The sequence below is a fragment of the Cedecea colo genome, assembly GCF_011808225.1.
GTDB classification, from domain to species: domain Bacteria; phylum Pseudomonadota; class Gammaproteobacteria; order Enterobacterales; family Enterobacteriaceae; genus Dryocola; species Dryocola colo.
Genome location: NZ_SOYS01000001.1, coordinates 564,510 through 588,417, shown reverse-complemented (window position 1 = coordinate 588,417; position 23,908 = coordinate 564,510). Strand labels below are relative to the sequence as shown.

Here is a 23,908-nt window from a genome sequence, read left to right as displayed (position 1 = left end):
CCAACCTCCGGGTTTAACGGCCGCCCATAATGGCGATGTAGTCCTGCGTCCAGCGGCTGTAAGGGACAAACTTACCGCCGCTGGCCACGGGCGTTTTCCAGAACATGATTTTGTCGAAGAAGTCGTAGCCGTTGGTTTCACAGCCTTTATCACCCAGAAGCTGGCTCGCTTTGCACCCCTGAGCGACAACCGGCAGCGAGCCAAACCACGCCGCCACATCCCCCTGCACTTTTGGCTTAAGCGACCAGTTCATCCATTTATAGGCGCAGTTCATATGCTTCGCATCGGCATGCAGCATGGTGGTATCCGCCCAGCCGGTGACGCCTTCTTTCGGGAACACGGTGGCAATGGGCTGGCCTTCTCCTTTCAGGGCGTTAGCCTGATAAGGCCAGGCGCTGGAGGCCACTACGCCCTCATTTTTGAAATCGCTCATCTGCACGGTGGTATCGTGCCAGTAGCGATGGATCAGGGCATGCTGATCGCGCAGCACTTTCAGCACCGCCTGATATTGATCTTCGGTGAGCTGATACGGATCCTTGATGCCAAGCTGTGGCTGAGTGGCCTTGACATAAAGCGCCGCATCCGCGATATAAATCGGGCCGTCGTAGGCCTGCACGCGGCCCTGGTTTGTTTTGCCATCCGGCAGATTTTGTTTTACAAACAGCACGCCCCAGCTATCCGGCGGCGTCGGGAACGTTTTGGTGTTGTACATCAGCAGGTTTGGCCCCCACTGATAAGGCGTGCCGTAGACTTTCCCATCGACGTTAAACCAGGAGCCTTTCTCCAGACGGGGATCGACATCCTTCCAGTTCGGGATAAGCGCTGTATTAATCGGCTGAACGCGTTTTCCCATGATAAGGCGCAGCGACGCATCGCCCGAGGCCGTCACCAGATCGTAACCGCCTTTCGCCATCAGGCTTACCATCTCATCGGAGGTGGCCGCCGTTTTGACATTCACCTTGCAGCCGGTTTCTTTCTCAAAACCGGTCACCCAGTCATACTGTTTATCGGTATCGCCCCGTTCGATATAGCCCGGCCAGGCGATGATATCTAACTGTCCTTCGCCTTCGCCAATCTGAGTGGGAAGCCCCGCCGCCTGCGCTGAGAGCACGGTCAAACAGAGGGAGGAAAGGGTCCACAGAGCCTGTTTTGTACGCATTGCTGGTACTCCTGTCTGAAAGATAAAAGCGGCGCGCGGCTGGATACAGGCGCGGAAGCACGAAAAAATCCCCGTAAAAAAACAATAGTCTGCGCCAATATGACGAGCATGGCGGCAGGCGTAAATTTCGTCAGGTTGTGATAGACCGCGCAGTAAAACTGACCGGGACTCTTAGCAGATTTAACCGCTCCAGGGTACCGTAAGGGATGATTTTTCAAGCGTAGACAGCATATGAATGCGCCGCTTCCGTAAGCGGCCTGTTTTAGGTAATTATAAAAATTTCATATGGATGGAGGTGGAAAGTGCAGGTTGCTCATATCGCGTTATGGACCAACGATCTGGATCGTGCCGCCAGTTTCTGGCGTCAGCATTTTAACGCTACCCTGGGTGAGGCTTATCATTCAAAACGGCGTGCAGGCTTTGTCTCGCGCTTCGTCACCCTGGAGAATGGCCCGGCGCTTGAACTCATGACGCTGCCAGGCCTGGTTGATAAGCCGCCTCGTGAAGACAACCGCACCGGCTGGGCGCATATCGCCATAAGCCTGGGCTCCGTCGAGGCCGTCGACAGACTGGCCGCAGCGCTCAAATCATCTGACGCCCTGGTTCATGCCGCACGCTGGACCGGCGACGGTTTTTACGAAGCCGTGATTGCCGACCCGGATGGCAATCTGATTGAGATCACATCCTGATGTTCTACGCTTAAGACTAACTTTTATTCTTCCGGAGGCTCTATGACCATCTCTTCTCGCAACCAGTTAACGGGCAAAGTCAGCCACATTGCCGATGGCGCGATAAATGACGAAGTAGAAATCACGCTAAACAGCGGAGGCAAACTGATAGCCGTTGTTACGCGCAACAGCGTGCAGGCGCTGGATTTGAAACCCGGCAAAGAGGTTATCGCTCTGATCAAAGCTCCCTGGGTCACGCTGGCTACCGAAGATTGCGGCTATCAGTTTTCCGCACGCAACCAGTTCGCAGGCTCCGTACTTTCGCTGTTGAGAGGCGCGGTAAGCACCACGGTAAATGTATCCGTCGACGGTGGAACGGAACTGACCGCTGTTATCACTAACGAAGCCGTCGATGAAATGGCGCTGAAAAATGGCAGCCGCTTAATCGCGCTGATTAAGGCATCTTCCGTTTTGCTGGCGGTGAAGAAGTAATAACGGACGGCAGCAAGCGATCCGCCTTTATGCTTTACGCTGTGATTCAATCAAATGTGACAACGTCACTATGGCCTGCTGTTCTCTTTCGCCCCAGGCCCATGAGGCGTTGAGACGAAAATAGTTATCCCAGGCGCGGCCGGTAGTAAACATTTTCCCCGGTGCGATACTGATTTTATGCGCGATGGCCTGTTCGCTGAGCAGGCTTGCATTCATATATTCCGGCAGTTCAAGCCATAAAAAATAGCCGCTTTCGCTGCGATGGATTTTTACCTCCGCAGGCAAAAGCGTATGCAGCGCCTGCCACGCCTGTTGTTTACGTTCCGCCAGCGTTCTTCTTAAGCGCTTCAGATGGGTGTCGTAACGTTTGGTCGCCAGATAATCTACCAGCGCCAGCTGCATGGGCGAACTGGTGGACAGCGTGCTCATTAACTGTAGCTGTTGGATGCGCCGCGCATGCCTGCCTGCGGCCACCCAACCAATACGAAAACCTGCGACAAGACATTTTGAGAACGACGAGCAGTGCAGCGTCATTCCCTGCTCATCCCATGCCCGGGCGGGCAACGGACGTTCACGCCCGTAATACAGCTCGCTGTAAACGTCGTCCTCAATCAGCGTGACGTTATGTTCCTGCAGGAGCGAAACAAGCTGGCGTTTTTTCTCCGGCGAAAGCGTCACGCCCAGAGGGTTCTGGCTGTTGGTCATCAGCCAGCACGCCTTCACGGGATAATCGTTCAGGGCTTGCTTCAGGGCCGTAAGATCGATGCCGTTTTCCGGGTCAGTCGCTACCGAAAGCGCCTTAAGACGCAGGCGTTCCAGCGCCTGAAGCGCGCCGTAAAAACACGGATTTTCCACTATTACCCAGTCGCCTGGCTCGGTCACGGCCTGCAGGCTGAGGTTTAACGCCTCCAGAGCACCCGCGGTGATAACAATCTCATCGGGGGAAACCTGCATTCCCTGCTGCGCATAGCGACGGGCGATGGCGTGGCGCAGGGCTTCGTTACCCGGAGGCAGGCTTTCAATAACGCTCATGGCCGTGGCCGTTTTGCTGACCGTGGCAAGCGACCGGTTTAGCTGCTGCAAAGGAAACAGGCGCGGATCGGGAAACGCGGAGCCAAACGGCACCACGGAAGCATCACAGCTTGCCTGCAAAACGTCAAAGATATAGGTGTTGATATCTACGGCCTCGTCGCGCATCACTTTTACTGGCGCAGGCGTAGCGCGGATAACCGGGCGCGGCGCAACGTAATAGCCGGATTGCGGGCGCGCTACAACCACACCCTGGCTTTCCAGCACCTGATACGCATGCCCCACGGTCATAAAACTCATGCCGCTGTGGGCAACCTGTTCGCGCAAAGACGGCAGGCGATCCCCCGGCAACCAAACCCCCAGCGCTATCTGGTCTATAATTTGTTGCGCCAGCCGCTGATACTTTTTCATTGATCTCTTGTCCGTAACTATATCACCCGGTTAAAAATACGCTTTTTTCATTAACTGTTATAGTCAAATAAGCGTTTACTGTTTCTGACCCTGACTGAGGCGAGGGACTACCATAGCCGGGTCGTTTATGTGCCGTGAGGTTATGTATGTTTGGTTTAGATGCTTTTCACCTGGCAAGGATTCAGTTTGCTTTTACTATCTCCTTCCACATTATTTTCCCCGCCATCACCATCGGGCTCGCCAGCTATCTGGCGGTACTCGAAGGGCTATGGCTGAAAACAAAAAATCCGGTTTACCGTTCGCTCTATCACTTCTGGTCAAAAATTTTTGCCGTTAACTTCGGCATGGGCGTGGTATCCGGCCTGGTGATGGCCTATCAGTTCGGCACTAACTGGAGCGGGTTTTCACAATTCGCCGGCAGCATTACCGGCCCGCTGCTGACGTATGAAGTGCTGACCGCGTTCTTCCTGGAAGCCGGTTTCCTTGGCGTAATGCTGTTTGGCTGGCAGCGCGTCGGGCCTGGCCTGCACTTTTTAGCCACCTGTATGGTTGCGCTTGGCACCCTCGTCTCGACATTCTGGATCCTGGCTTCCAACAGCTGGATGCAGACGCCGCAAGGGTTTGAAATCGTGAACGGCCAGGTCGTGCCGGTGGACTGGTTTGCGGTGGTGTTTAATCCCTCGTTCCCCTATCGCCTGCTGCATATGTCCGTTGCCGCCTTCCTCAGCAGCGCCTTTTTTGTCGGGGCTTCTGCCGCCTGGCATCTGCTGCGCGGTGACAGAACGCCGGCCATTAAGACGATGTTTTCCATGGCGCTGTGGATGGCGGTTATCGTTGCTCCCATACAGGCGGTCATCGGCGATATGCATGGCCTGAATACCCTGGAGCATCAGCCTGCAAAAATTGCGGCTATCGAAGGCCACTGGGAAAACGTGCCGGGCAAGCCGACGCCGCTGCTGCTGTTTGGCTGGCCTGATATGGAGCAGGAACGCACGCGCTACGGGCTGGAAATTCCGGCGCTGGGCAGCCTTATCCTCACGCACAGCCTGGATAAACAGGTGCCGGCGCTAAAAGGATTTCCGAAAGAAGACAGGCCAAACTCAACCACCGTGTTCTGGTCATTCCGCATCATGGTCGGCCTCGCTATGTTGATGATTTTGCTTGGCCTGATAAGCCTGTGGCTGCGTTACCGTCGGCGACTTTATGAATGCCGCCCGTTCCTGCATTTTGCATTATGGATGGGGCCGGCGGGGCTGATTGCCATTCTGGCCGGTTGGATAACCACCGAAATGGGCCGCCAGCCCTGGGTGGTTTATGGTTTGATGCGCACCAGAGATGCGGTATCCGCGCGCAGTGACTTGCAGATGAGCCTCAGCCTGCTGGCGTTCCTGGTGGTCTATACGTCCGTGTTCGGCGTAGGTTACCTCTATATGATCAGGTTAATCAAAAAAGGCCCGCAGCCGTTTGATGACCATCCAACTGACGGCACTCCGGCCCGTCCGCTTTCGGCAGCGCCTGACCGGATTGAGGAGAAACGCTAATGGGCATCGATCTTTCCATTATCTGGTTTGTGATCATCGTCTTTTCCACGCTGATGTATATCGTGATGGACGGTTTCGATTTAGGCATCGGTATCCTCTTCCCGTTTATTCGCAATAACGCAGATCGCGACGTGATGGTAAATACCGTCGCCCCGGTCTGGGACGGCAATGAAACCTGGCTGGTCCTCGGCGGTGCCGGGCTGTTTGGCGCCTTCCCGCTGGCGTACGCGGTGATTATTGATGCGCTGACCATCCCGCTTACGCTGATGCTGATCGGGCTGATTTTCCGCGGGGTGGCTTTTGAGTTTCGCTTTAAAGCAACGCCTGCGCATCGCCCGTTCTGGGATAAGGCGTTTCTTAGCGGATCGATTCTGGCCACCTTCTGCCAGGGCATCGCCGTCGGAGCGGTTATCTCCGGGTTCCCCGTTGCGGGACGCACCTTCGCGGGATCGCAGCTTGACTGGCTGACGCCTTTTAATCTGTTTTGCGGCCTGGGGCTGGTTGTGGCCTATGCCCTGCTGGGCGCAAGCTGGCTGGTGATGAAAAGCGAAGCTTCTTTACTGGCTAAAATGCGCGAACTGCTGAAACCGCTGCTGCTGGCGCTGTTGGTTATTATCGCCATTATCAGTATCTGGACGCCGCTTACCCATGCGCAAATCGCCACCCGCTGGTTTAGCCTGCCCAATCTGTTCTGGCTGCTGCCGGTTCCTGTGCTGGTACTCCTGTGCAGCGTCTGGTTATGGAAAAGCGCGACCTCAGAAACCGGCCTGCACAGTACGCCGTTTGTGCTGACGCTGGTGCTGATATTCCTGGGCTTTAGCGGCCTGGGTATCAGCATCTGGCCACATATCATTCCGCCTTCCGTGACGCTGTGGCAAGCGGCGGCGCCGCCGCAAAGCCAGGGCTTTATGCTGATTGGCGCGCTGTTTATTATCCCAATAATTCTGGTCTACACCTTCTGGAGCTATTACGTGTTCCGCGGCAAAGTGCAGCACGGGGAGGGTTATCATTGATGAAAATGAAGCAAACAAGTAAGCGTCTGATGTGGATGGTGGTGCTGTGGAGCGGCAGCGTACTGGCGCTGGCCGCGGTGAGCATGGTGTTCCGACTGCTGATGAATGCCGCTGGCTTAAGGTCCTGAGTAATATTCGCGATAGCTGGGCGCTTTTTATTAACAGCGCCCTTCCCAGGGACGAGGCGGAGCCCGAGTTTGCGCAGCAGCTGCTGCTTTGCCGACTGGCGGCAGACGGCCTGTGGTTTGCCACCCTGTGCGACTATCACAATATTACTGAAACACAGCGCCAGTCGCTGATTAACCAGCTGATAAAGCTTACGGAAAAAATGAAATGACCTACACCTGGCTGATGATTGCTATCGTTGCGGAAGTGATTGCCACTACCTCGCTGAAGCTTTCGGAGGGATTTAGCCGCCTCTGGCCAGGCGTGGCGACCATTGTGTTCTACGCTGTGGCTTTTTATTGCCTTGCGCTGACCATGCGCACCATTCCAACCGGCGTGATTTATGCTATCTGGTCCGGCGCAGGAATTGTGTTGATCGGTGCAGTGGGATGGCTGTTCCTTGGCCAGAAGCTGGACTGGCCAGCGCTGGCAGGTATGGCGCTGATTGTTGCAGGCGTGCTGGTGATTAATCTGTTCTCAAAATCCGTCGCCCATTAAGCGAAAGCTGCCGCCCGGAGGCGGCAGCGATGAACGGCTTAGTTCTCGCCGAAATGGATAATCGTACGAATCGATTTTCCTTCGTGCATCAAATCAAAGGCTTCGTTGATTTGCTCCAGCGGCAGACGATGCGTGATAAACGGGTCCAGATTGATCTTGCCGACCATCGCATCTTCTACCATGCCCGGAAGCTGAGAACGCCCTTTCACACCGCCAAATGCGGAACCGCGCCATACGCGGCCGGTCACTAACTGGAACGGACGCGTTTTGATTTCCTGGCCTGCGCCCGCAACGCCGATGATCACGCTCTCACCCCAGCCTTTATGGCAGCATTCCAGCGCGGAACGCATAACGTTCACGTTACCGATACATTCGAAGCTGAAATCCACGCCGCCGTCGGTCAGTTCAACAATCACATCCTGAATAGGCCTGTCGTGATCTTTTGGATTGATGCAGTCGGTTGCGCCCATTTCGGCGGCGAGTTTAAATTTTTCCGGGTTGGTGTCGATAGCCAGAATACGGCCGGCTTTCGCCTGCACCGCGCCCTGGATCACCGCAAGGCCAATGCCGCCCAGGCCAAAGACCGCAACGGTGTCGCCTTCTTTTACTTTTGCGGTGTTATGCACGGCGCCGATACCGGTGGTGACGCCGCAGCCCAGCAGGCAAACTTTATCCAGCGGAGCCTGTGGGTTCACTTTCGCCAGCGAGATTTCCGCAACAACGGTGTACTCGCTGAAAGTGCTGGTCCCCATGTAATGGTAAATCGGTTCGCCGTTATAAGAGAAACGCGTGGTGCCATCGGGCATCAATCCCTTGCCCTGGGTAGCGCGAACGGCCTGGCAAAGGTTGGTTTTACCGGATTTACAGAACTTACACTCGCCGCATTCTGCGGTGTACAGAGGAATAACGTGATCGCCCGGTTTCAGGCTGGTGACGCCTTCCCCTACTTCTACAACAATACCGCCGCCCTCATGGCCCAGCACCGCCGGGAATACGCCCTCCGGATCGTCACCGGATAAGGTAAACGCATCGGTATGACAAACGCCCGTATGGGTAATTTTTACCAGCACTTCGCCTTTTTGCGGCGGCGCCACGTCAATTTCTACGATTTCCAGCGGTTTGCCCGGACCGAATGCTACTGCTGCACGTGATTTCATTTTGTTTTTCCGTCGTCAGGTGAGAGTCATAGTTATTTTAGATAAGAGCGAAGTAAATGGCCGATTTCTGCCATCCGCAGCGCGCGCTGTTCTTCGGACGTGTCGCCCGCGACCAGCTCATCTTTCAGGTGGATTTCCATCATTTCGCCCATCAGGCCATTGGCGGCCCCGCGAACTGCGGCGATTTGTTGCAGGATGGCGATGCAGGGATCGCCATTTTCCAGCGCGCGCTCCAGCGCTTCCGTCTGGCCGCGAATACGCCTTACCCGCGTCAGAATGCGTTTTTTATCTTCAGGTGAATGCGGCATAGCGCCCCCTACGTATACTATAGGGGAGTATTGTACGCTATTTTTTAGATTTGATAAGTTTGAATTTTATATAGATCTTAGCAAGTTGAAACGCGGCAGCGCCGGGCATCTGGAGTCGTATACGGCCTTTTAGCTGTTCCTAAAATTGCCTCTGCAAGATTTTTTAAACCATTTTGCCCGGTTTTTTTCGAGAAGCATCCAGAATTGTTCATCCTTTTTTCATCCTGTCCGGTTGCGCATACCCGCGCCTCTCAGTGAATGTCTGCTGTAATGCTTATGGCAATGAAAAACCGCCCCTATAAAAAGTCCAGCAAAATGGGATTCACTTCACGTAGGCGGCTATATCATTTTTTTCAAGGCGTTCTCAAGAACCTCGCCACCTCTCAATGCAATGAGGGTCGAAGCGAACGGAATCTTTCTTCCCAAAATCTCTTTAACTTTTTTAGCGGGCGCTTCCTTATCAACCTTTTGATAATTATCGAGTTTATAGTAGTAAGTATCTTCGGCCTGACCAAAGAATTCAGTTTTTTGCAGTTTACCGTTGGCCACGCCGAAACCAACAATTCCTGTACCGCTTTCATAATGAAAAACCGTATCACCCGCTTTGATTCTCTCGATCTTATATTTCCAGGGCGAGCAAAAAGCAGCAGCAGTTTTATCTCTTAACATCCAGTCATGCGTTTCTTCATGTTGGCTTTTGTTAGTATTTAGCATGAAATGATTAGAGACATGCCCATCCCCCACAAACGAATCTGTCGTTACGTTCATGTCATCTTTTGCGTAACGATCGCGCGCAATGTCTGCTCCATCTCGTAACATAGCCACCAGAACTTCGTGTTTCGATACATCAAGTTCCGCGGCAACGTCACTAGCGAACATGTCAATATCAGCGGACACCTTTATAGTTTGATTAATAACTTCCCTGTATGCCCGGCTAATTACAGATCGTTAACAGTCCCAACCAAGTTGCTCGCGGATAACTTTACGGTAGGGAGTATCAAACTCAGCAGGAACTTTTTTCATATAATCCTGCGCATGCTGTCGTTTTTCTCCCTCAAGGGAACTGAGATAGGCCAGCGCATCTTCCGTACAGGGAATGCGCCCTTCAAGACCATTAAAGCGTGGCGGAAGAGCAGTCCAGATTACTGCGTCCAGCTTCTTCTCTGCCACCCAACGGGCAAGAATGCCTGTCGGCTTGCCGGATAGAATTAAGGAACCTACGCCATCCTCACGGGATGCGGGAATCTGCTCACGCTCACGTAGCGATAAAGCGGCTTGCTGGATAGTATCAGCGCTCAGTAAGGCCCAATAAACCTGAACGAGCGGAGCGTTCATACAAACAACCGTAGCAAGTTCGCCGCCATCTCCCACCCGAGAAAATTCAACCGGCATGGCAGGGCCATCCGGGTGCCACTCGCCGGCCAGGGGTAATTCCCCCGGTTTCCATATTAAAGAGCCCCAGCCAAGACATGCTATTTTCAATTTTTCATCTCCTCATATGCCTATTGTTATCAGCGGCCTGACAAACTAATGGCATTGCACTTTAACCTTAGGATGTGCCTGCGAAAGCGCCAGCCGGTAAGAAGGATATGCAATGTGAACGGCAGTCCCTTGAGCAATACGGCTAACCCCGATCTTTTTTCCCCGGCATCATGCGCAGCAAGGTATTGTCTTTCCAGACGTAATGATGGAACAGCGCGGCAAAGGCATGGATGCCAATAACAAAATAGCCCGTGTTGGCAATCAGCTCGTGGATCTCTTTCACCGTGAACTGCCTGTCTTCATCCAGTTCCGGGGCATGTGGCATCGGGATACCGAGAACCGACCATTCGTGGCCTTTAAAATAGACGGTAAGAAAGCCAAAGACGGGTAATACGATAAACATCAAATAAATAACGGTGTGCACCAGATGCGAGAGACCGGTGATGGCCGGATGCGGCTTTGGCGTAATGGCCGGAGCGCGATATTTAATCCGCACCAGCAGACGCACAACCATCAATACCAGCACGCTCAGCCCGCAGGTAACATGGATAGCGTTAATCGTTGGCCGGTAGCTGCGCGGGAAAAAGCCTTTTAGCTCCATGGCGCAATAGGCCCCGACAATTAAAAGAAAAACCAGCCAGTGAAGCGTTATCTGTAACGGGGTGTATTTGCTACGCATTAAAGGTTCCTGCACTGTGACGACGATGGCACCAGGATAACGGTAAGCCCTCTGAAAATCATCAACATCAGGTGAAAATTACTGACACGCCGGCATCAGAGAGCCGGTTTGCGGCCCTTCTGTTTATGAACTATCACTAGTGATGATTACGGATTTTGCTACTTCCAACCGTAAATAATGGGGTATTCGTCATGAAAAAAATCGGCATTAACGGCTTTGGTCGTATTGGACGCCTGGTGTTGCGCCGGGTTCTGGAAACCCAAAGCGAGGTGGATATCGTCGCGATAAACGATCTTACCTCCCCGAAAGTGCTGGCCTACCTGCTCAAGCATGATTCAAGCTACCGAAACTTCGACGGTACGGTGGATTACACCGAAGATGCGCTGGTAATAAACGGTAAAAAGATCGCGGTGTATGCGGAAAAAGAGGCGAAGAATATTCCCTGGGGGCAAGACGGCGTTGAAATTGTGATTGAGTGCACCGGCTTCTATACCTCCGCAGAGAAAGCCAGCGCGCATCTGGACACGGGCGCGAAGAAAGTACTGATTTCCGCGCCTGCGGGCGATATGAAAACCATCGTCTTTAATGTGAACTGCAATACTATTACGCCGGAAGATAAAATTCTGTCGGTTGCTTCCTGCACCACCAACTGCCTGGCGCCAATGGCAAAAGCCCTTCACGACAGCTTCGGCATCAGGCTCGGCACCATGACCACCATCCATGCCTACACGGGTACACAGTCGCTGGTTGATGGCCCGCGTGGGAAAGATCTGCGTGCTTCACGCGCCGCCGCACAAAACATTATTCCTCACACAACGGGGGCTGCAAAAGCTATCGGGCTGGTGATCCCGGAACTTCAGGGCAAGCTGAAAGGCCACGCCCAGCGCGTGCCGACGCTGACCGGCTCGGTCACTGAACTGGTGTCCATTCTTGAGAAAAAAGTGACGGTGGATGAAATTAACGCCGCGCTGAAAAAAGCCACGGAAGGGAATGAATCTTTTGGCTACACCGATGAAGAGATTGTTTCTTCCGATATTGTCGGGACGGACTTCGGCTCGGTGTTTGACGCCACACAAACCGAAGTCACGGAAGTCGGCGACCTGCAACTGGTGAAAACCGTCGCCTGGTACGATAACGAGTATGGATTTGTGACACAGCTGGTTCGCGTGCTGGACGCCGTTGCCAAAGACTAATTTTACTCGCACCCTCTCCCTGAACGGGAGAGGATTTAACCACGCTTAAACCTTAGTTGATCCGCGCCCCGCTTTGCTCATCGAACAAATGCGCCTGACGCACGTCCGGCAGCAGTTGCAGTTCGCTTCCCGGCTTCGTTTGCACCCGGTCGCGAAATACTGCTATCGCCTTTTGCTTACCAATATTCAGCGCGATTTGCGTTTCCGCGCCGGTCGGTTCCACGACGTTCACTTCCGCCGCCACGCCGCCTTGCGTTACCTGGGCAAAATGTTCAGGCCTGACGCCATACAGCACGCGTTTACCCTGAGCCGCGTCGGGAACATTAATTAACGGCAGGCGTAGGCCGTCATCGGTAATCACTGATTCACGATCGACCCGCCCGCTGAGTAGATTCATAGATGGCGAACCGATAAAGCTTGCCACAAACGCATTGCGCGGCCTGTCGTACAGCTCAAGCGGCGTGCCCACCTGTTCGATAACGCCGTCTTTAAGCACCACGATTCTGTCGGCCATGGTCATCGCTTCAACCTGATCGTGGGTGACGTAAACCATGGTGGCGTTCAGCCGCTGGTGAAGCGCCTTTATTTCGGTTCGCATCTCGACGCGTAGTTTTGCGTCCAGGTTTGAAAGAGGTTCATCGAACAAAAACACGCGAGGATTGCGCAGGATAGCGCGCCCCATCGCCACGCGCTGGCGTTGCCCGCCGGAAAGCTGCCCCGGTTTGCGTTTCAGCAACGCCGATAAGCCAAGCGTTACCGCAACCTGCGCGACGCGCTCATCAATCAACGCCTTCTTCACGCCCTGCATCTTCAGCGAGAAGCCGAGGTTATCCGCCACCGACATATGCGGATAAAGCGCGTAGTTCTGAAAAACCATCGCGATATTGCGCGCCTGCGGGGAAATATCGTTGATGACCTCGCCATCCAGCGCAATTTCACCATCGCTGATGCTTTCCAGGCCAGCAATCATACGCAGCAGCGTGGATTTCCCGCAGCCGGATGGCCCGACAAGCGCCACGAATTCCCCTTCGCGGATGGTTAAATCCAGCCCCTTAATAATCACGTTATCTTCATAACGCTTGTGAATATTGCTTAACGTAATGCTGGTCATTGCTCAATCCTTCAGACCGCCAGCGGTCAGGCCGTGAACCAGATAGCGCCGCACCAGCAGCGTAAACGCCACTACCGGCAGCATAACCAGCGTGCCGCTGGCGGCTATCTTGCTCCACTCCCAGCCTTCATACTGGAGAAAGTTAACGATTGCCACGGGAGCCGTAACGGCCTGGGTGCGCGTCAGGATCAGGGCGTAAAAGAAATCGTTCCACGAGAAGATGAAACAGAGAATCGCCGTGGCCGCCAGTCCCGGCGCAACAAGCGGCAGCGTGATGGTCCAGAACGTTCGCCAGATGGAGCAGCCATCAAGCCAGGCGGCTTCTTCGAGTGCGGCAGGCACCGCGGCAAAAAAGGTTTGCATCAGCCAGATAACAATCGCCAGGTTGAACGTCAGATAAACAATGGCCAGGCCCAGCACCGTGTCCTGCAAACCGAGCCAGCGCCACGCCAGATAAAACGGAATGGTAAACGCAATCGGCGGAGCCATGCGGGTCACCAGAATCCACAGCGCAACGTGGCCACGCCCCGGAAACTGCCAGCGTGTTAAAACCCATGCGGCGGGAACGCCGATAATCAGCGACAGCCCTGTAGAAAGCGTGCTGACCAGCAGGCTGTTGCCGAACGAATGCAGGAAGTTCCCCTGCCAGAGCGCGCGAAACGCGTCGAGCGTCGGCGTGAACCACAGCGTTAAATCAAAGGCTTCCATCGCCGGACGAAACGCCATGATGACCATCCACAGAAAGGGGGACAGCACGACAAGCAGCAACAGCCAGGTCACGACTTCCCGCCCGCCGAGCAGGCGAAACGGCTTACGTCTGCGCACGGATACTTCGTTAATACCCTCAAGCGTCAGCTTTTCGCTCATCGCTCCACCCCGCTTTGCCCACGATATAGCTCAATACAAATACCCCGACGAGAATAATCACCGCAATCGCGCTGCCGTAGCCCCAGTACGAGAAATTAAATGCCTGGATAAAACCGTAATAGTTAGTGACCTCCGTGACCGAACCCGGCCCGCCATCGGTTAATACGTAAATCAGCGGGAAAGCCTTAAAGCTGTCAATCAGCCTGAACAGCGCGCAGACCGCCAGCACCGGCTTGATATACGGCAGTACGATATAGCGGAAAATATTGCCCGGCGTTGCGCCATCCAGGCTTGCCGCCTCCAGCGGATCTTTGGGGATCATTTGCAGCGCGGCCAGCACCATTAACATGGTGAAAGGAAACCACTGCCAGATATCCGCCGCCACAATGGCCCACAACGCGGTGGCCGGATTGGCAATAAGCGAGGGCAGCGTGATTCCCCACATCTCCAATACCTGATGCAGCGGGCTGATATCAGGGGTGTAAATTATCTTCCAGATCAGCGCCACAATAATGGGCGGCAATACCATTGGAATAAGAAATAATGTTCTGGCGGTGTGTAGCCAGGACGAAGCCCCGTTGAGTAATACGGCCAGCCCTAATCCAATTACCACCTGAAATAACACGCTAACCAGCGACATTTTTAATTGCGTGACCACGGAATTAAGAAATCGTGGATCGTCCAGGAGCTGGCGATAATTAATTAGCGGGTCGCTAAACTCAAACGTTGCCTGGGGATTAGTCAGGCTTAACGGTGTTAAGCTTGTGATGAATAATGCGATAGCCGGTAATAAAGTAATAATGACCAGTACCACCAGCGACGGCAACAATCCCGCCAGATAAGCATTACGCCGCTGGCTACGCCAGTTAATAGTAGCGTGCATACTCGCTCCTTAAATCTTCGCGCCCGCGCGTTTCAGGTCGGCAATGGAAGCGGTTTGCGCCTGCTGCATCGCCTGTTTTGCTGAAAGCTGGCCGGAGACAATCAGCGCAATCGCCTTGTTAAGTTGCTGATCGACCTGCGGATAGACATCCACCGTGCGGTATTTCATGTAGCCGCCCTGCGCTGCACGATCCATGGCGCTCAGCGACAGCCCGGCTAAATCTACGCCGTTGATGATTTGCTTGCTGCGATATGCCGGAGAAGTGATATCGCTGCGGCGGGTTGGCGAACCGTAACCGGCCTGAATGGCGCGCCGGGTAACCTGCCTGGAAAGCGCCCACTGGATAAACGCCCAGGCGGCCTCTTTGTTTTTCGACCCTGCCGGAATACCCAGCCCATGCACCGCCATACCGGGGAAGCGCCCTGCCGGGCCTTGCACCATCTGACCAAAACCCGCCGTTTTCAACGTGCGGGAAGACGCCGGATCGCCCAGTTGCGCAAGGTAGGCCAGGCTGGAATCGGAGAAGTTAACCCGCCCAAGCTTCAGCGCCTGCGTAGACTGGTCGGCCGTGTAAGTCAGCCCGCCGTTTGGCCCGAATTCGCGGATCAGGCGGGCAAAGTAATCGGCTGCCGCCACCGCTTCCGGCGTATCGAGCGTCGGGAACAGATCGTCAGGCGGATTGCGGAAAACATTGCCGCCAAAGGCCTGCAAATAGGGAATAAAGGTCCAGCCGTAGTGGCTGTCCGTCACATAGCCCGCTACGCGCTGCTTTTTATTTACCGCCTGCAGAACGTTGACCAACTCATCGGTGGTATCCGGGAATTTGAAACCTGCTTCGGTCACCAGGTCAAAACGAGATGCGCCCGCCAGCATGCCTTCCACCACCCACGGAATGCCGTACAGCTTGCCGTCCCGCCCGGTTTCCGGCGCTATTCCGCCCTGCAGGAAATCGTGCACATCCCACTCAGCGCTGGTCAGATTGGGGTTGGCGATAAACTCATCAAGCGGGGTTAACCACCCGGAATTAATCCAGCGGCTACTGTAGATAAAGGTTACGTTCACCACATCGTAGGCGGCGCCTTTAGTGGAAAGCTCCAGGTCCGCACGCTGGTTGTAAACCGGGAAAGAAGGCGTATCAAGGTTCACCTTTATGCCAGTGAGCGCCTCGAACTCCGGCAGCCACTGGCGCAATAAAGTGGGATACGCGGTGCTAAACGTCGAGACATTCAGCGTTACGCCATCGTATTTTTTTGCTCCGTTTGCGCCACGAGCAAAGGCTGGCACCATGGCGTAAACCCCAAAGGCTGCCATCGCTTTTAACAGATCCCGACGTTGCATCATCATGCTCCTTTTTTATTATGAGGGTCAGGCGACGGCGCTAACGGAAGGTTGCTGCTCCGGTCGGGAAATCGTTCGGCTACGGCTGCCATCAACAGCAACGGCGGCATCGCCTTCAATAGTGACGCGGCGCACCAGACGCGGCTGAGTACCGTAGTCATTGACGGCGTAATGCTGCGTTGCACGGTTATCCCAGATAACCACGTCGTCCTGCTGCCAGCGCCAGCGCACGGTATTTTCCAGTTGAATGACGCGGGCTTGCAGCAGTTCAAAAAGACGGCTGGATTCGCGGCTGCTGAAGCCGGAAAGGCGCTTAAAGAAGTGGCCCAGCAGCAAGGCTTTTTCGCCGCTCACGGGATGCACATGCACCACCGGATGCTCGGCTTCATAAACGGCGGAAACAAACACTTTGCGATGATGGTCCAGGCGCTGCTGTTCTGCTACCAGACGCTCGGCGCCGTAGTCATAATCATTGCTGTGCACCGCACGCAGGTTTTCTACAAAGCGCTTTAACTCTTCGGGCAAGTTTTCATATGCGGTAGCGGTATTGGCCCAGACGGTGTCGCCGCCATATGCAGGGATTTTCACCCCGCGCAGGATGGAAATTTTCGGGAAGGCTGCGACAAAGGTGACGTCGGTATGCCAGGAATCCGCACGACCGCCGCCTTTGGAAGCATCCAGTTCAAAGAGTTTTGTGCCAGCCGGCGACGGAACGGTAGGATGGGCCACCACTTTGCCAAATCGCGCGCCAAACGCCTGATGCGTTTCATCCGTTAATTGTGTCTGGTTACGGAAAAAGAGAACCTTATATTTCACCAGCGCGGCTTCTATTTGTGAAAACGTATCCGCATCAATATCGGGCGTTATTTTTACATCCACAATTTCAGCACCGATATTTCCGGCAACGCGGCGAATCGTCAGATTAGGAAATTCAGTATCAACCTGCGAGGAATTAATCGTCATAACGGCGGACCCTTAAATGTTAAGTGGACTCGCAGTATAGAAACAGCACATTAACAATTAAAAGAATCGATACTTATATGAATAGATTTTTTGCCTGGCAAAGCTAAGTTAATTTTTAGCTAACGGCGGGAGATATAAAAACAACCCTCAGCATGAGGGTTGTTTATCCAGGCGGTTATTTAAAGCTAATGCGAACCACATCATCCGGGCTGGTTGGTTCTTTATCACGAGAGCCTGCCTGTTTCACGCTCACAAACAGCGTTTGACCATCTTCAGACAGCGCCAGGCTGTTAGGATGCGTTGGAGTATCGATGGTTTCGAGCACCTTATAGGTTTTCGCATCGATCACGCTGACCTTACCCGACTCGCGGTGCGTGACGTACACCTCGTTACGCCGGGCGTTGTACAGCACGGCCAGGGAAACCGGCAGCTCAATCTTCTTCAGCACTTTGCCGTTCTGCGTATCTACCACCAGCAGCTGCGGCGATTTTGAATCGGTAATAAACGCGCGATGATTTTCAGTATCCAGACTCAGGTTCAGGTAGAAATGCTCACCTTCTTCAAGTCTGGTGCGGGAGATAACTTTATTAGTCGCGGTATCAATGGTGATGAATTCATGGTCGGCGTTGGTCATATAAATGCGGGAGGCTTTGGCGTCGATAGCCAGGCCGGTGGCCATTTTGCCCAATCCATCAATAGTGGTACGCAGCGTCAGATTGTCGCCATCCACAACCCACAGCACGCTTGATGGACCCAGCCCGCCCACGTAAAGGGTGTTGGTCGCTTCATCAACCACCAGTTCACGAGGCGCAAAAGGACGCACTTCTTTTGTACGTTTACGCTCGTCGAGCACCAGGGATTTCTTCACATTACCTGACTTCACGTCAACGGCGGTCACCGCGCTGTTAGTGGTGTTGCCAAGGAACAGCGTGCCCGTGGCGTGATTTACGGCCATACCGAACGGCTTCAGGTTGTTGTGAATAGCCTGGGTGATTTCAAGCGTAGCCGGGTCAAGACGGTAAACCACTCCGCCCTTATCCAGCTTACGGCTCTGAGAAGTCGCCACATACAGCGTCGACGGCTCGCCGGTCACGGCCATCTCATAAGCGCCTTTGCCTACCGGTTTACGATCGACGGTGAAGTTCGTATCGGCGAACAGCGAGGTGGAAAACAGAAAGGTTGAGAGCGCAAGAACAGGCAACGTGCGACGTTTAGCCTGAGAAGCAAATTCCATTGAAGAAAACATAAATCTCCTTTTGAGGGGGCGAGCAGTTATGGTGGTAATGATTATCATTATCCAGAACGAAAAGTAAATAATTATCATTAACAAATTTACATTTTTGTAAGTGGTTGATAAGTATTGATAAAATTATTTCATGCGTAAAGATTGTGTGCGAAATGTGTAGAAAATATGAAGATTACCGCATGCGGTTGTAATGATAACAATTATCATTACTATCCAAGGCCCTGCGCTAATTTGTTTCACAATATGGAAATTCTACGTATGAATGTAAAAAATAATTACAACAAAACCCGTTTAGCGGTGCTGATGGCTGGGCTTTGCAGTACAGGGGTTTGGGCCGCAGAAGACGCCCTGCTGGAGACGGGCGACACCATGGTGGTTCAGGCTACGGCGGAGGAAGAACTGAAGCAGCAGCCCGGCGTGTCGGTAATCACTGCCGAAGACATCAGGAAAGATCCTCCGGTCAATGACCTTTCCGACATTATCCGTAAAATGCCCGGCGTTAATCTTACCGGCAACAGCGCGAGCGGCAGCCGTGGCAACAACCGCCAGATCGATATTCGCGGCATGGGCCCGGAAAATACCCTGATTTTAGTCGATGGCGTACCTGTGACCTCACGCAACTCCGTGCGTTACAGCTGGCGCGGCGAAAGGGATTCCCGCGGCGATACCAACTGGGTTCCAGCGGAGATGGTTGAACGAATCGAAGTCCTTCGCGGCCCGGCGGCCGCACGCTATGGTTCTGGCGCAGCCGGCGGCGTGGTGAACATTATCACCAAACGCCCAACTAATGACTGGCACGGCTCTTTATCCCTCTATACCAACCAGCCGGAAAACGATAAAGAAGGGGTCACTAACCGCGCGAACTTTAATCTGAGCGGCCCGCTGGCCGGCGACGCGCTGACCATGCGCCTGTACGGCAATATCAACAAAACCGACGCGGACGCCTACGACATAAATACCCAGCAAAACGGCTCTTACGCCGCCGGGCGCGAAGGCGTACGCAATAAAGACATTAACGCCCTGCTGTCCTGGAAACTTACGCCAACGCAAATTTTCGATTTCGAATATGGCTACAGCCGCCAGGGCAACATCTACGCGGGCGATACCCAATACAGCAACGGAAACGTCAGCCCGAATGGCCTGGTTGAACAGCTTTACGGCCAGGAAACTAACCGCTTATATCGCCAGAGCTACGGAATCACGCATAACGGTATCTGGGACTGGGGTCAGTCAAAAGTCGGCTTCTATTACGAGAAAACCAATAACACGCGTCTGAAGGAAGGTTCCACCGGCCGCGTTGAAGGTATGATTAACGACACCACCTACGACACCAGCCGGCTTGAAGATTATCGCTCGACTGCCGAGGTGAACGTTCCGCTGTTTCTGCTGTTCGATCAGACCATCACGCTGGGCGCGGAATGGGAACGTCAGAAATTGAACGACCCGGCCTCTATGACCGCAACGGACGTATCCGGTGTAGTGATTGGCGACGTGTCTGGCGATGCAAGCGCCCGCAGTACGAAAAACAGCGCCGCCACCAGCGCCATCTATTTTGAGGACAACATCGAAGCGACCGACAGCACCAATATCATTCCCGGTCTGCGTTTTGACTATCACAACGAGTTTGGTGGCAACTGGAGTCCCAGCCTGAACGTTTCACAAGGCCTGGGCGATCTCTTCAAAGTGAAAGCCGGTATTGCCCGCGCCTTTAAAGCACCGAATCTGTATCAGTCCAGCGAGGGCTATCTGCTCTCAACTCGCGGCAACGGTTGCCCAAATACTATCGCGACAGGAAGCTGTTACCTACTGGGCAACGACGATCTGGATCCTGAGATCAGCGTGAACAAAGAAGTTGGCCTGGAATTTACCTGGGAAGGCTATGATGCGGGTGTCACCTGGTTCAGAAACGATTACAAAAATAAAATCGTTTCCGGTACGGAAGTCATTGGTTACGCCTCTAACGGAAATAACATTCTGCGCTGGGAAAACGGCGGCAAAGCCGTAGTCGAAGGTCTGGAAGCGAATCTGGTGGTGCCGGTTATTCGTGACACGCTGAGCTGGCGCACCAACGGCACTTATATGATCAAATCGGAAAGCAAAAAGACCGGCAACCCGCTTTCGATCATTCCTGAATATACCGTGAACACCATGCTCGACTGGCAGGTGACGGACAAACTTTCCGCCAACACCACCTGGACGATGTACGGTCGTCAGAAGCCGCGCCAGTATGCCGAAATCCGCAACGAAACGGGGTCGATGTCTGATAAAGAGATCGGTGCTTATTCCATCGTGGGAATTGGCGTTAACTATCAGCTCACCAAAAACCTGCGCGCCAATACCGGGATCAGCAACCTGTTTGATAAGCAGATTTACCGTGAAAACGAAGGGGCTTCGACCTACAACGAGCCGGGTCGCGCTTATTATGCGGGCGTGACGATGTCATTCTGATAGCAGTACCGCGCGGGCTTACCCCCTCTGTGTCAGAGGGGGTAAATAAAGTAGCTATACCTGCAAATAAACCACCTGCGTTTGCAGATATTCATTCAGCCCGTGGCGCCCGTCCGCCCCGCCGATCCCCGATTTACGCCAGCCCGCATGGAAGCCCTGCATCGCTTCAAAATTCTCACGGTTGATGTAGGTTTCACCAAACTTCAGCCCTTTGATTGCTTTCATGGCGGTATTCAGATCGCGGGTATAAACAGAAGATGTCAGGCCGTAATCGCTGTCATTCGCCATCGCCACCGCCTGCTCCAGCGTGTCGAAAGTGGTAACCGGCAGCACCGGACCAAAAGTTTCGTCGTGCATGATGGACATGTCCTGGCGCACGTCCACCAGCAGCGTTGGCGGATAGAAGTAGCCTTTGCCTTCAGGTTTTTTACCGCCGGTCAGCACGCGTGCGCCTTCGCTCACCGCTTTCGCCACCTTCTGCTCTACCCGCTCAAGCGCTGCGGCGTTGATTAACGGCCCCATCGCTACATCGTTACGCTCGCCGGTATCGCCAAAGTTTACCTGCTTAAAGGCTTCGCTCAGTCGGGTAATAAATTCGTCGTAAATGCCCTTTTGCACGTATACGCGCTCCGCACAGTTACAGACCTGCCCGGTATTGATCATACGTGAATCCACAATCGCTTTTACTGCGATATCCAGATCGGCATCGTCCATCACAATCGCAGGCGCTTTGCCGCCCAGCTCCAGACAAACTTTAGTAATATTTTTCGCCGCCGCCGCCATGATTTTTTCACCGGCTGCTACGCTGCCCGTCATGCTGATCATGGCCACCTTCGGATTGCCCGCCAGCTCCTGGCCCACCGTTTCGCCACGGCCAAGCACCAGGTTAAAGACGCCTTTCGGCAGGCCGATATCGTGAACGATCTCAGCAAACGCAATGGCGTTATTCGGCGTGAATTCGCTGGGTTTGATAACGATGGTATTGCCGGTCACCAGCGCAGGAGCGAGCTTGCGGGCAATCAGAAAGAACGGGAAGTTCCACGGCAGAATACCAGTCGTTACGCCAAGCGCCCGTTTAAATACCAGGATATTTTCACCGGGACGATCGCTTTGCAGAATTTCACCTTCATAGCGGCGCGCCCATTCGGACATGTAATCGAGATAATCCGCAGTGAAAGCCACCTCCACCTCAGCCAGTTGCTGAGTTTTGCCGCCTTCAGCAACGATTAACGCGCTGATGCTGGCCGCACGTTCACGGATGCCTGCTGCAATTTTTCGCAGCCAGCCCGCACGCTCAATAGCCGGTAGCGCCTCCCAGGCTTCTTGCGCTGTAGCTGCGGCATCAATCGCCTCTTGCGCCTGCTGCGCGCTGCCGTCCGGAATACGAGAGATCACCTCTTCCGTGGCGGGGTTCACCACATCAATCCACTGTTCGCCCTGCCAGTGAACAAACTGACCGTTGATATACATTGGGTGCTGTACGGGTGCTGTCATGACCGACTCCTGTGAGTGCAGAGTGAATGCTTGTTGTTATGCTCAGGTAAAATATTTGTAATCACTGTAGGCATCAAAAGCGGTCGTTCGGGCAAAACGGTCATGTTTTGTGATGGCACTCAATAAAATCGGCAGGTGAGAGCGAATTTATTTACAGATTAATAACATGAGGTTGACCGTTTCAGACAACAGGCATGTAAAACGGTCAATGCGGGCAGATTTTTTGTTTATCTGCGCCGGGCGCTTAATAACCTAACGGCTACTCACCGCCAGCTTTGCCGCAAACAGCATAAATACGCCGCCTGTAATACGGTCCATCCATGTCACAACGGCGGGAATGTTAAATAATCCTGAAGCGTAACGTGTTGCCATTATCAGCGTTAATGACCAGGCCGTGCCGATAAAGACATGAATGAAAACGAGCAGGAACGTCCAGATGACGGGAGAATGCCCCGCCGGGATAAATTGCGGCAAAAAAGAGACGTAAAACACGCCCATTTTGGGATTCAGAACATTGCCGAGCATCCCTCTTAAAAACCAGTTACCGCCGTAACGAAGTCCGGAATGAAAAGCATCAAAGCTCCGGCGAGGCCGGATCATAAGCTGTATTCCCAGCCAGCATAAATAGGCCGCCCCGCACCATTTGAGCAGGCTATAGGCTATTTCAGAAGCGGCAAGCAAAGCACCCAGCCCAAAAGCGACAAGCGCTCCCCAGATAAAGCATCCGCTGTCGATACCCAGAGCGGCATGAAAAGCTTTTTTCCCGCCTTCGACCGTGGCCGTACGTAAGATAAGCGCGGTATCAAGTCCAGGCGTGAGCGTTAAGAGTAAGGCGGCAAAAGAATAAGCGAGAAGTGAATCTGTGACGGACATTTTCTGTCTCCGAAAGAGCAGAGATTACTGAAAAACTAACCTCTGCTCAATTGAAGACATTTCATGTCATGCCAGCGTTACGCGGGCGCAGGATTAATGGTTTCCACAAAAGTTTGCCAGAGCGCGGGCAAGGCCTGCGGGATTTTCCCACGACATGGGATGCCCGGCATTTGGGATAATAATCGTATTTATTCCTGCTGCCTGCACGGCCGTGAAATCCGCATCCGGTAAGGAATTCTCACCAAAAATAAGCGATTTCGGCAGTTGGATAGTGGTGAATGTCTCAAACCAGGACGGCTCCACTCCTTTTACCAGGCTGTTCGCACCGCGCCACAGGGCACAGGGCGAATTACTGAATAAGCTTCCGCTCCACGGCGACCGTTCAGCGGCGAGCAAGGCGTCATAACCCTGCGTCACAAAAGTCTTTTCGTCTTGCCCGGCAATGCCGCGGCTAAATATGCCGCCTCCAGCCTGGAAGTTGGGCTCCGAGACAATCAGACCGGCGATTTTTGCTGGTATCAACGCCGCGACTTCGATGGCTATGCTGCCGCCCATGCTGTGTCCGTAAAGGTAGAAACGGTGCAAACCCAGGTGTTCAACCAGTTCGGTAATCACCCGCGCCTGATCGGTCGTGCTGTACGTATAGTCTGCTGGTTTTTCACTGAATCCGCTGCCGGGTAAGTCGATCAGCACGCTGCGCCGGTTGCCAAAAGCCGGGTCGGCAAAGACGCGAGGGTATTCATATGAAGAGGCGCAGCCCAAACCGTGAATAAACAATAAAGGCACGCCGCCGCCGGGCAAATCCTGGTAGCGAACCCGGCACCGGGCATGACGGGAAGTAAAACTCTGCATGACGATTCCTTTCAGAGAATGATAACTGTAATTATATA

25 protein-coding genes are annotated in these 23,908 nt (G+C 53.7%); 9 read left to right on the top strand and 16 right to left on the bottom strand.

Annotated elements, in window-relative coordinates; all coding sequences use genetic code 11:
- Positions 1–13 precede the first annotated feature (13 nt).
- Positions 14–1,159: a putative ABC transporter substrate-binding protein YdcS gene (gene ydcS / locus E2L00_RS02635; protein WP_167606583.1), complete on the bottom strand. Its 1,146-nt coding sequence runs from the start codon at positions 1,157–1,159 to the stop codon at positions 14–16.
- 302 nt (positions 1,160–1,461) lie between these two features.
- On the opposite strand from ydcS, the gene E2L00_RS02630 reads away from it, so the two are divergent.
- Together E2L00_RS02630 and E2L00_RS02625 are read left to right on the top strand one after the other, a co-directional pair.
- The gene (locus tag E2L00_RS02630; protein WP_167606580.1) at positions 1,462–1,848 is read left to right on the top strand and encodes a VOC family protein; all 387 of its coding nucleotides are present in this window, start codon (positions 1,462–1,464) and stop codon (positions 1,846–1,848) included.
- A gap of 42 nt (positions 1,849–1,890) precedes the next feature.
- Entirely contained in the window at positions 1,891–2,319 is a 429-nt protein-coding gene (locus E2L00_RS02625; protein WP_167606577.1) for a TOBE domain-containing protein, read from the top strand.
- A gap of 27 nt (positions 2,320–2,346) precedes the next feature.
- On the opposite strand, the gene E2L00_RS02620 is transcribed toward E2L00_RS02625, so the two are convergent.
- Positions 2,347–3,759 (bottom strand): aminotransferase-like domain-containing protein, encoded by a 1,413-nt coding sequence (locus E2L00_RS02620; RefSeq protein WP_167606574.1) that lies wholly within the window; start codon positions 3,757–3,759, stop codon positions 2,347–2,349.
- Between the two features lie 146 nt (positions 3,760–3,905).
- On the opposite strand from E2L00_RS02620, the gene E2L00_RS02615 reads away from it, so the two are divergent.
- From E2L00_RS02615 to E2L00_RS02600, 5 genes are read left to right on the top strand one after another with little or no spacing between them, the layout of a single operon-like run.
- Complete coding sequence (locus E2L00_RS02615; RefSeq protein ID WP_167606571.1) at positions 3,906–5,300, top strand: cytochrome ubiquinol oxidase subunit I; 1,395 nt, start codon at positions 3,906–3,908, stop codon at positions 5,298–5,300.
- Complete coding sequence (cydB, locus tag E2L00_RS02610) at positions 5,300–6,313, top strand: cytochrome d ubiquinol oxidase subunit II (protein ID WP_167606567.1); 1,014 nt, start codon at positions 5,300–5,302, stop codon at positions 6,311–6,313. The genes E2L00_RS02615 and cydB overlap by 1 nt, the downstream gene beginning before the upstream one ends.
- A 5-nt stretch (positions 6,314–6,318) precedes the next feature.
- Entirely contained in the window at positions 6,319–6,441 is a 123-nt protein-coding gene (locus E2L00_RS21900; protein ID WP_167607537.1) for a DUF2474 domain-containing protein, read from the top strand.
- Complete coding sequence (locus E2L00_RS21500) at positions 6,438–6,650, top strand: hypothetical protein (protein WP_236127670.1); 213 nt, start codon at positions 6,438–6,440, stop codon at positions 6,648–6,650. The genes E2L00_RS21900 and E2L00_RS21500 overlap by 4 nt, the downstream gene beginning before the upstream one ends.
- A complete protein-coding gene (locus E2L00_RS02600) occupies positions 6,647–6,976 on the top strand; it encodes an SMR family transporter (protein WP_167606564.1) in 330 nt (109 codons plus the stop codon). Before E2L00_RS21500 ends, E2L00_RS02600 begins: the two co-directional genes overlap by 4 nt.
- Positions 6,977–7,014: 38 nt before the next feature.
- Here the strand turns inward: E2L00_RS02600 and E2L00_RS02595 are convergent, their stop codons facing one another.
- From E2L00_RS02595 to cybB, 5 genes are all read right to left on the bottom strand, one after another.
- Complete coding sequence (locus E2L00_RS02595; protein ID WP_167606561.1) at positions 7,015–8,133, bottom strand: S-(hydroxymethyl)glutathione dehydrogenase/class III alcohol dehydrogenase; 1,119 nt, start codon at positions 8,131–8,133, stop codon at positions 7,015–7,017.
- A gap of 32 nt (positions 8,134–8,165) precedes the next feature.
- The gene (locus tag E2L00_RS02590) at positions 8,166–8,441 is read right to left on the bottom strand and encodes a metal/formaldehyde-sensitive transcriptional repressor (RefSeq protein WP_167606558.1); all 276 of its coding nucleotides are present in this window, start codon (positions 8,439–8,441) and stop codon (positions 8,166–8,168) included.
- A 339-nt stretch (positions 8,442–8,780) separates the two neighbouring features.
- Positions 8,781–9,320 carry a hypothetical protein gene (locus tag E2L00_RS02585; RefSeq protein ID WP_167606555.1) on the bottom strand — a complete coding sequence of 180 codons (540 nt, stop codon included), beginning with the start codon at positions 9,318–9,320 and terminating at the stop codon, positions 8,781–8,783.
- 69 nt (positions 9,321–9,389) lie between these two features.
- Positions 9,390–9,923 (bottom strand): hypothetical protein, encoded by a 534-nt coding sequence (locus E2L00_RS02580; protein ID WP_167606552.1) that lies wholly within the window; start codon positions 9,921–9,923, stop codon positions 9,390–9,392.
- Positions 9,924–10,065: 142 nt separating this feature from the next.
- Positions 10,066–10,602, bottom strand: coding sequence for a cytochrome b561 (gene cybB / locus E2L00_RS02575; protein WP_167606549.1), 537 nt, complete (start codon positions 10,600–10,602; stop codon positions 10,066–10,068).
- 191 nt (positions 10,603–10,793) lie between these two features.
- Here cybB and gap point away from each other — a divergent pair, with 191 nt between their 5' ends.
- On the top strand, positions 10,794–11,795 hold the full coding sequence (gap, locus tag E2L00_RS02570; protein WP_167606546.1) for a type I glyceraldehyde-3-phosphate dehydrogenase: 1,002 nt from the start codon (positions 10,794–10,796) through the stop codon (positions 11,793–11,795).
- A gap of 52 nt (positions 11,796–11,847) precedes the next feature.
- On the opposite strand, the gene E2L00_RS02565 is transcribed toward gap, so the two are convergent.
- The 6 genes from E2L00_RS02565 to yncE form a co-directional block, all read right to left on the bottom strand.
- Positions 11,848–12,906, bottom strand: coding sequence for an ABC transporter ATP-binding protein (locus tag E2L00_RS02565; protein WP_167606543.1), 1,059 nt, complete (start codon positions 12,904–12,906; stop codon positions 11,848–11,850).
- A 3-nt stretch (positions 12,907–12,909) separates the two neighbouring features.
- Complete coding sequence (locus E2L00_RS02560; protein WP_167606540.1) at positions 12,910–13,773, bottom strand: carbohydrate ABC transporter permease; 864 nt, start codon at positions 13,771–13,773, stop codon at positions 12,910–12,912.
- Positions 13,751–14,656, bottom strand: a complete 906-nt coding sequence (locus E2L00_RS02555; RefSeq protein ID WP_167606537.1) for a carbohydrate ABC transporter permease — start codon at positions 14,654–14,656, stop codon at positions 13,751–13,753. The genes E2L00_RS02560 and E2L00_RS02555 overlap by 23 nt, the downstream gene beginning before the upstream one ends.
- Before the next feature lie 9 nt (positions 14,657–14,665).
- Positions 14,666–16,000, bottom strand: a complete 1,335-nt coding sequence (locus E2L00_RS02550) for an ABC transporter substrate-binding protein (RefSeq protein WP_201279260.1) — start codon at positions 15,998–16,000, stop codon at positions 14,666–14,668.
- A 21-nt stretch (positions 16,001–16,021) separates the two neighbouring features.
- Positions 16,022–16,957: a TauD/TfdA dioxygenase family protein gene (locus tag E2L00_RS02545; protein WP_167606534.1), complete on the bottom strand. Its 936-nt coding sequence runs from the start codon at positions 16,955–16,957 to the stop codon at positions 16,022–16,024.
- A gap of 175 nt (positions 16,958–17,132) precedes the next feature.
- Positions 17,133–18,191 (bottom strand): 7-bladed beta-propeller protein YncE, encoded by a 1,059-nt coding sequence (gene yncE / locus E2L00_RS02540; RefSeq protein WP_167607533.1) that lies wholly within the window; start codon positions 18,189–18,191, stop codon positions 17,133–17,135.
- A 270-nt stretch (positions 18,192–18,461) separates the two neighbouring features.
- Here yncE and E2L00_RS02535 point away from each other — a divergent pair, with 270 nt between their 5' ends.
- On the top strand, positions 18,462–20,651 hold the full coding sequence (locus tag E2L00_RS02535) for a TonB-dependent siderophore receptor (protein WP_167606531.1): 2,190 nt from the start codon (positions 18,462–18,464) through the stop codon (positions 20,649–20,651).
- Between the two features lie 54 nt (positions 20,652–20,705).
- On the opposite strand, the gene aldA is transcribed toward E2L00_RS02535, so the two are convergent.
- The 3 genes from aldA to E2L00_RS02520 all read right to left on the bottom strand — a co-directional run bounded on the left by aldA (position 20,706) and on the right by E2L00_RS02520 (position 23,870).
- Complete coding sequence (gene aldA, locus E2L00_RS02530; protein ID WP_167606528.1) at positions 20,706–22,145, bottom strand: aldehyde dehydrogenase; 1,440 nt, start codon at positions 22,143–22,145, stop codon at positions 20,706–20,708.
- Between the two features lie 252 nt (positions 22,146–22,397).
- Positions 22,398–23,018: a LysE family translocator gene (locus E2L00_RS02525; protein WP_167606525.1), complete on the bottom strand. Its 621-nt coding sequence runs from the start codon at positions 23,016–23,018 to the stop codon at positions 22,398–22,400.
- A gap of 93 nt (positions 23,019–23,111) precedes the next feature.
- The gene (locus E2L00_RS02520) at positions 23,112–23,870 is read right to left on the bottom strand and encodes an alpha/beta fold hydrolase (RefSeq protein WP_167606522.1); all 759 of its coding nucleotides are present in this window, start codon (positions 23,868–23,870) and stop codon (positions 23,112–23,114) included.
- Positions 23,871–23,908: the final 38 nt, after the last annotated feature.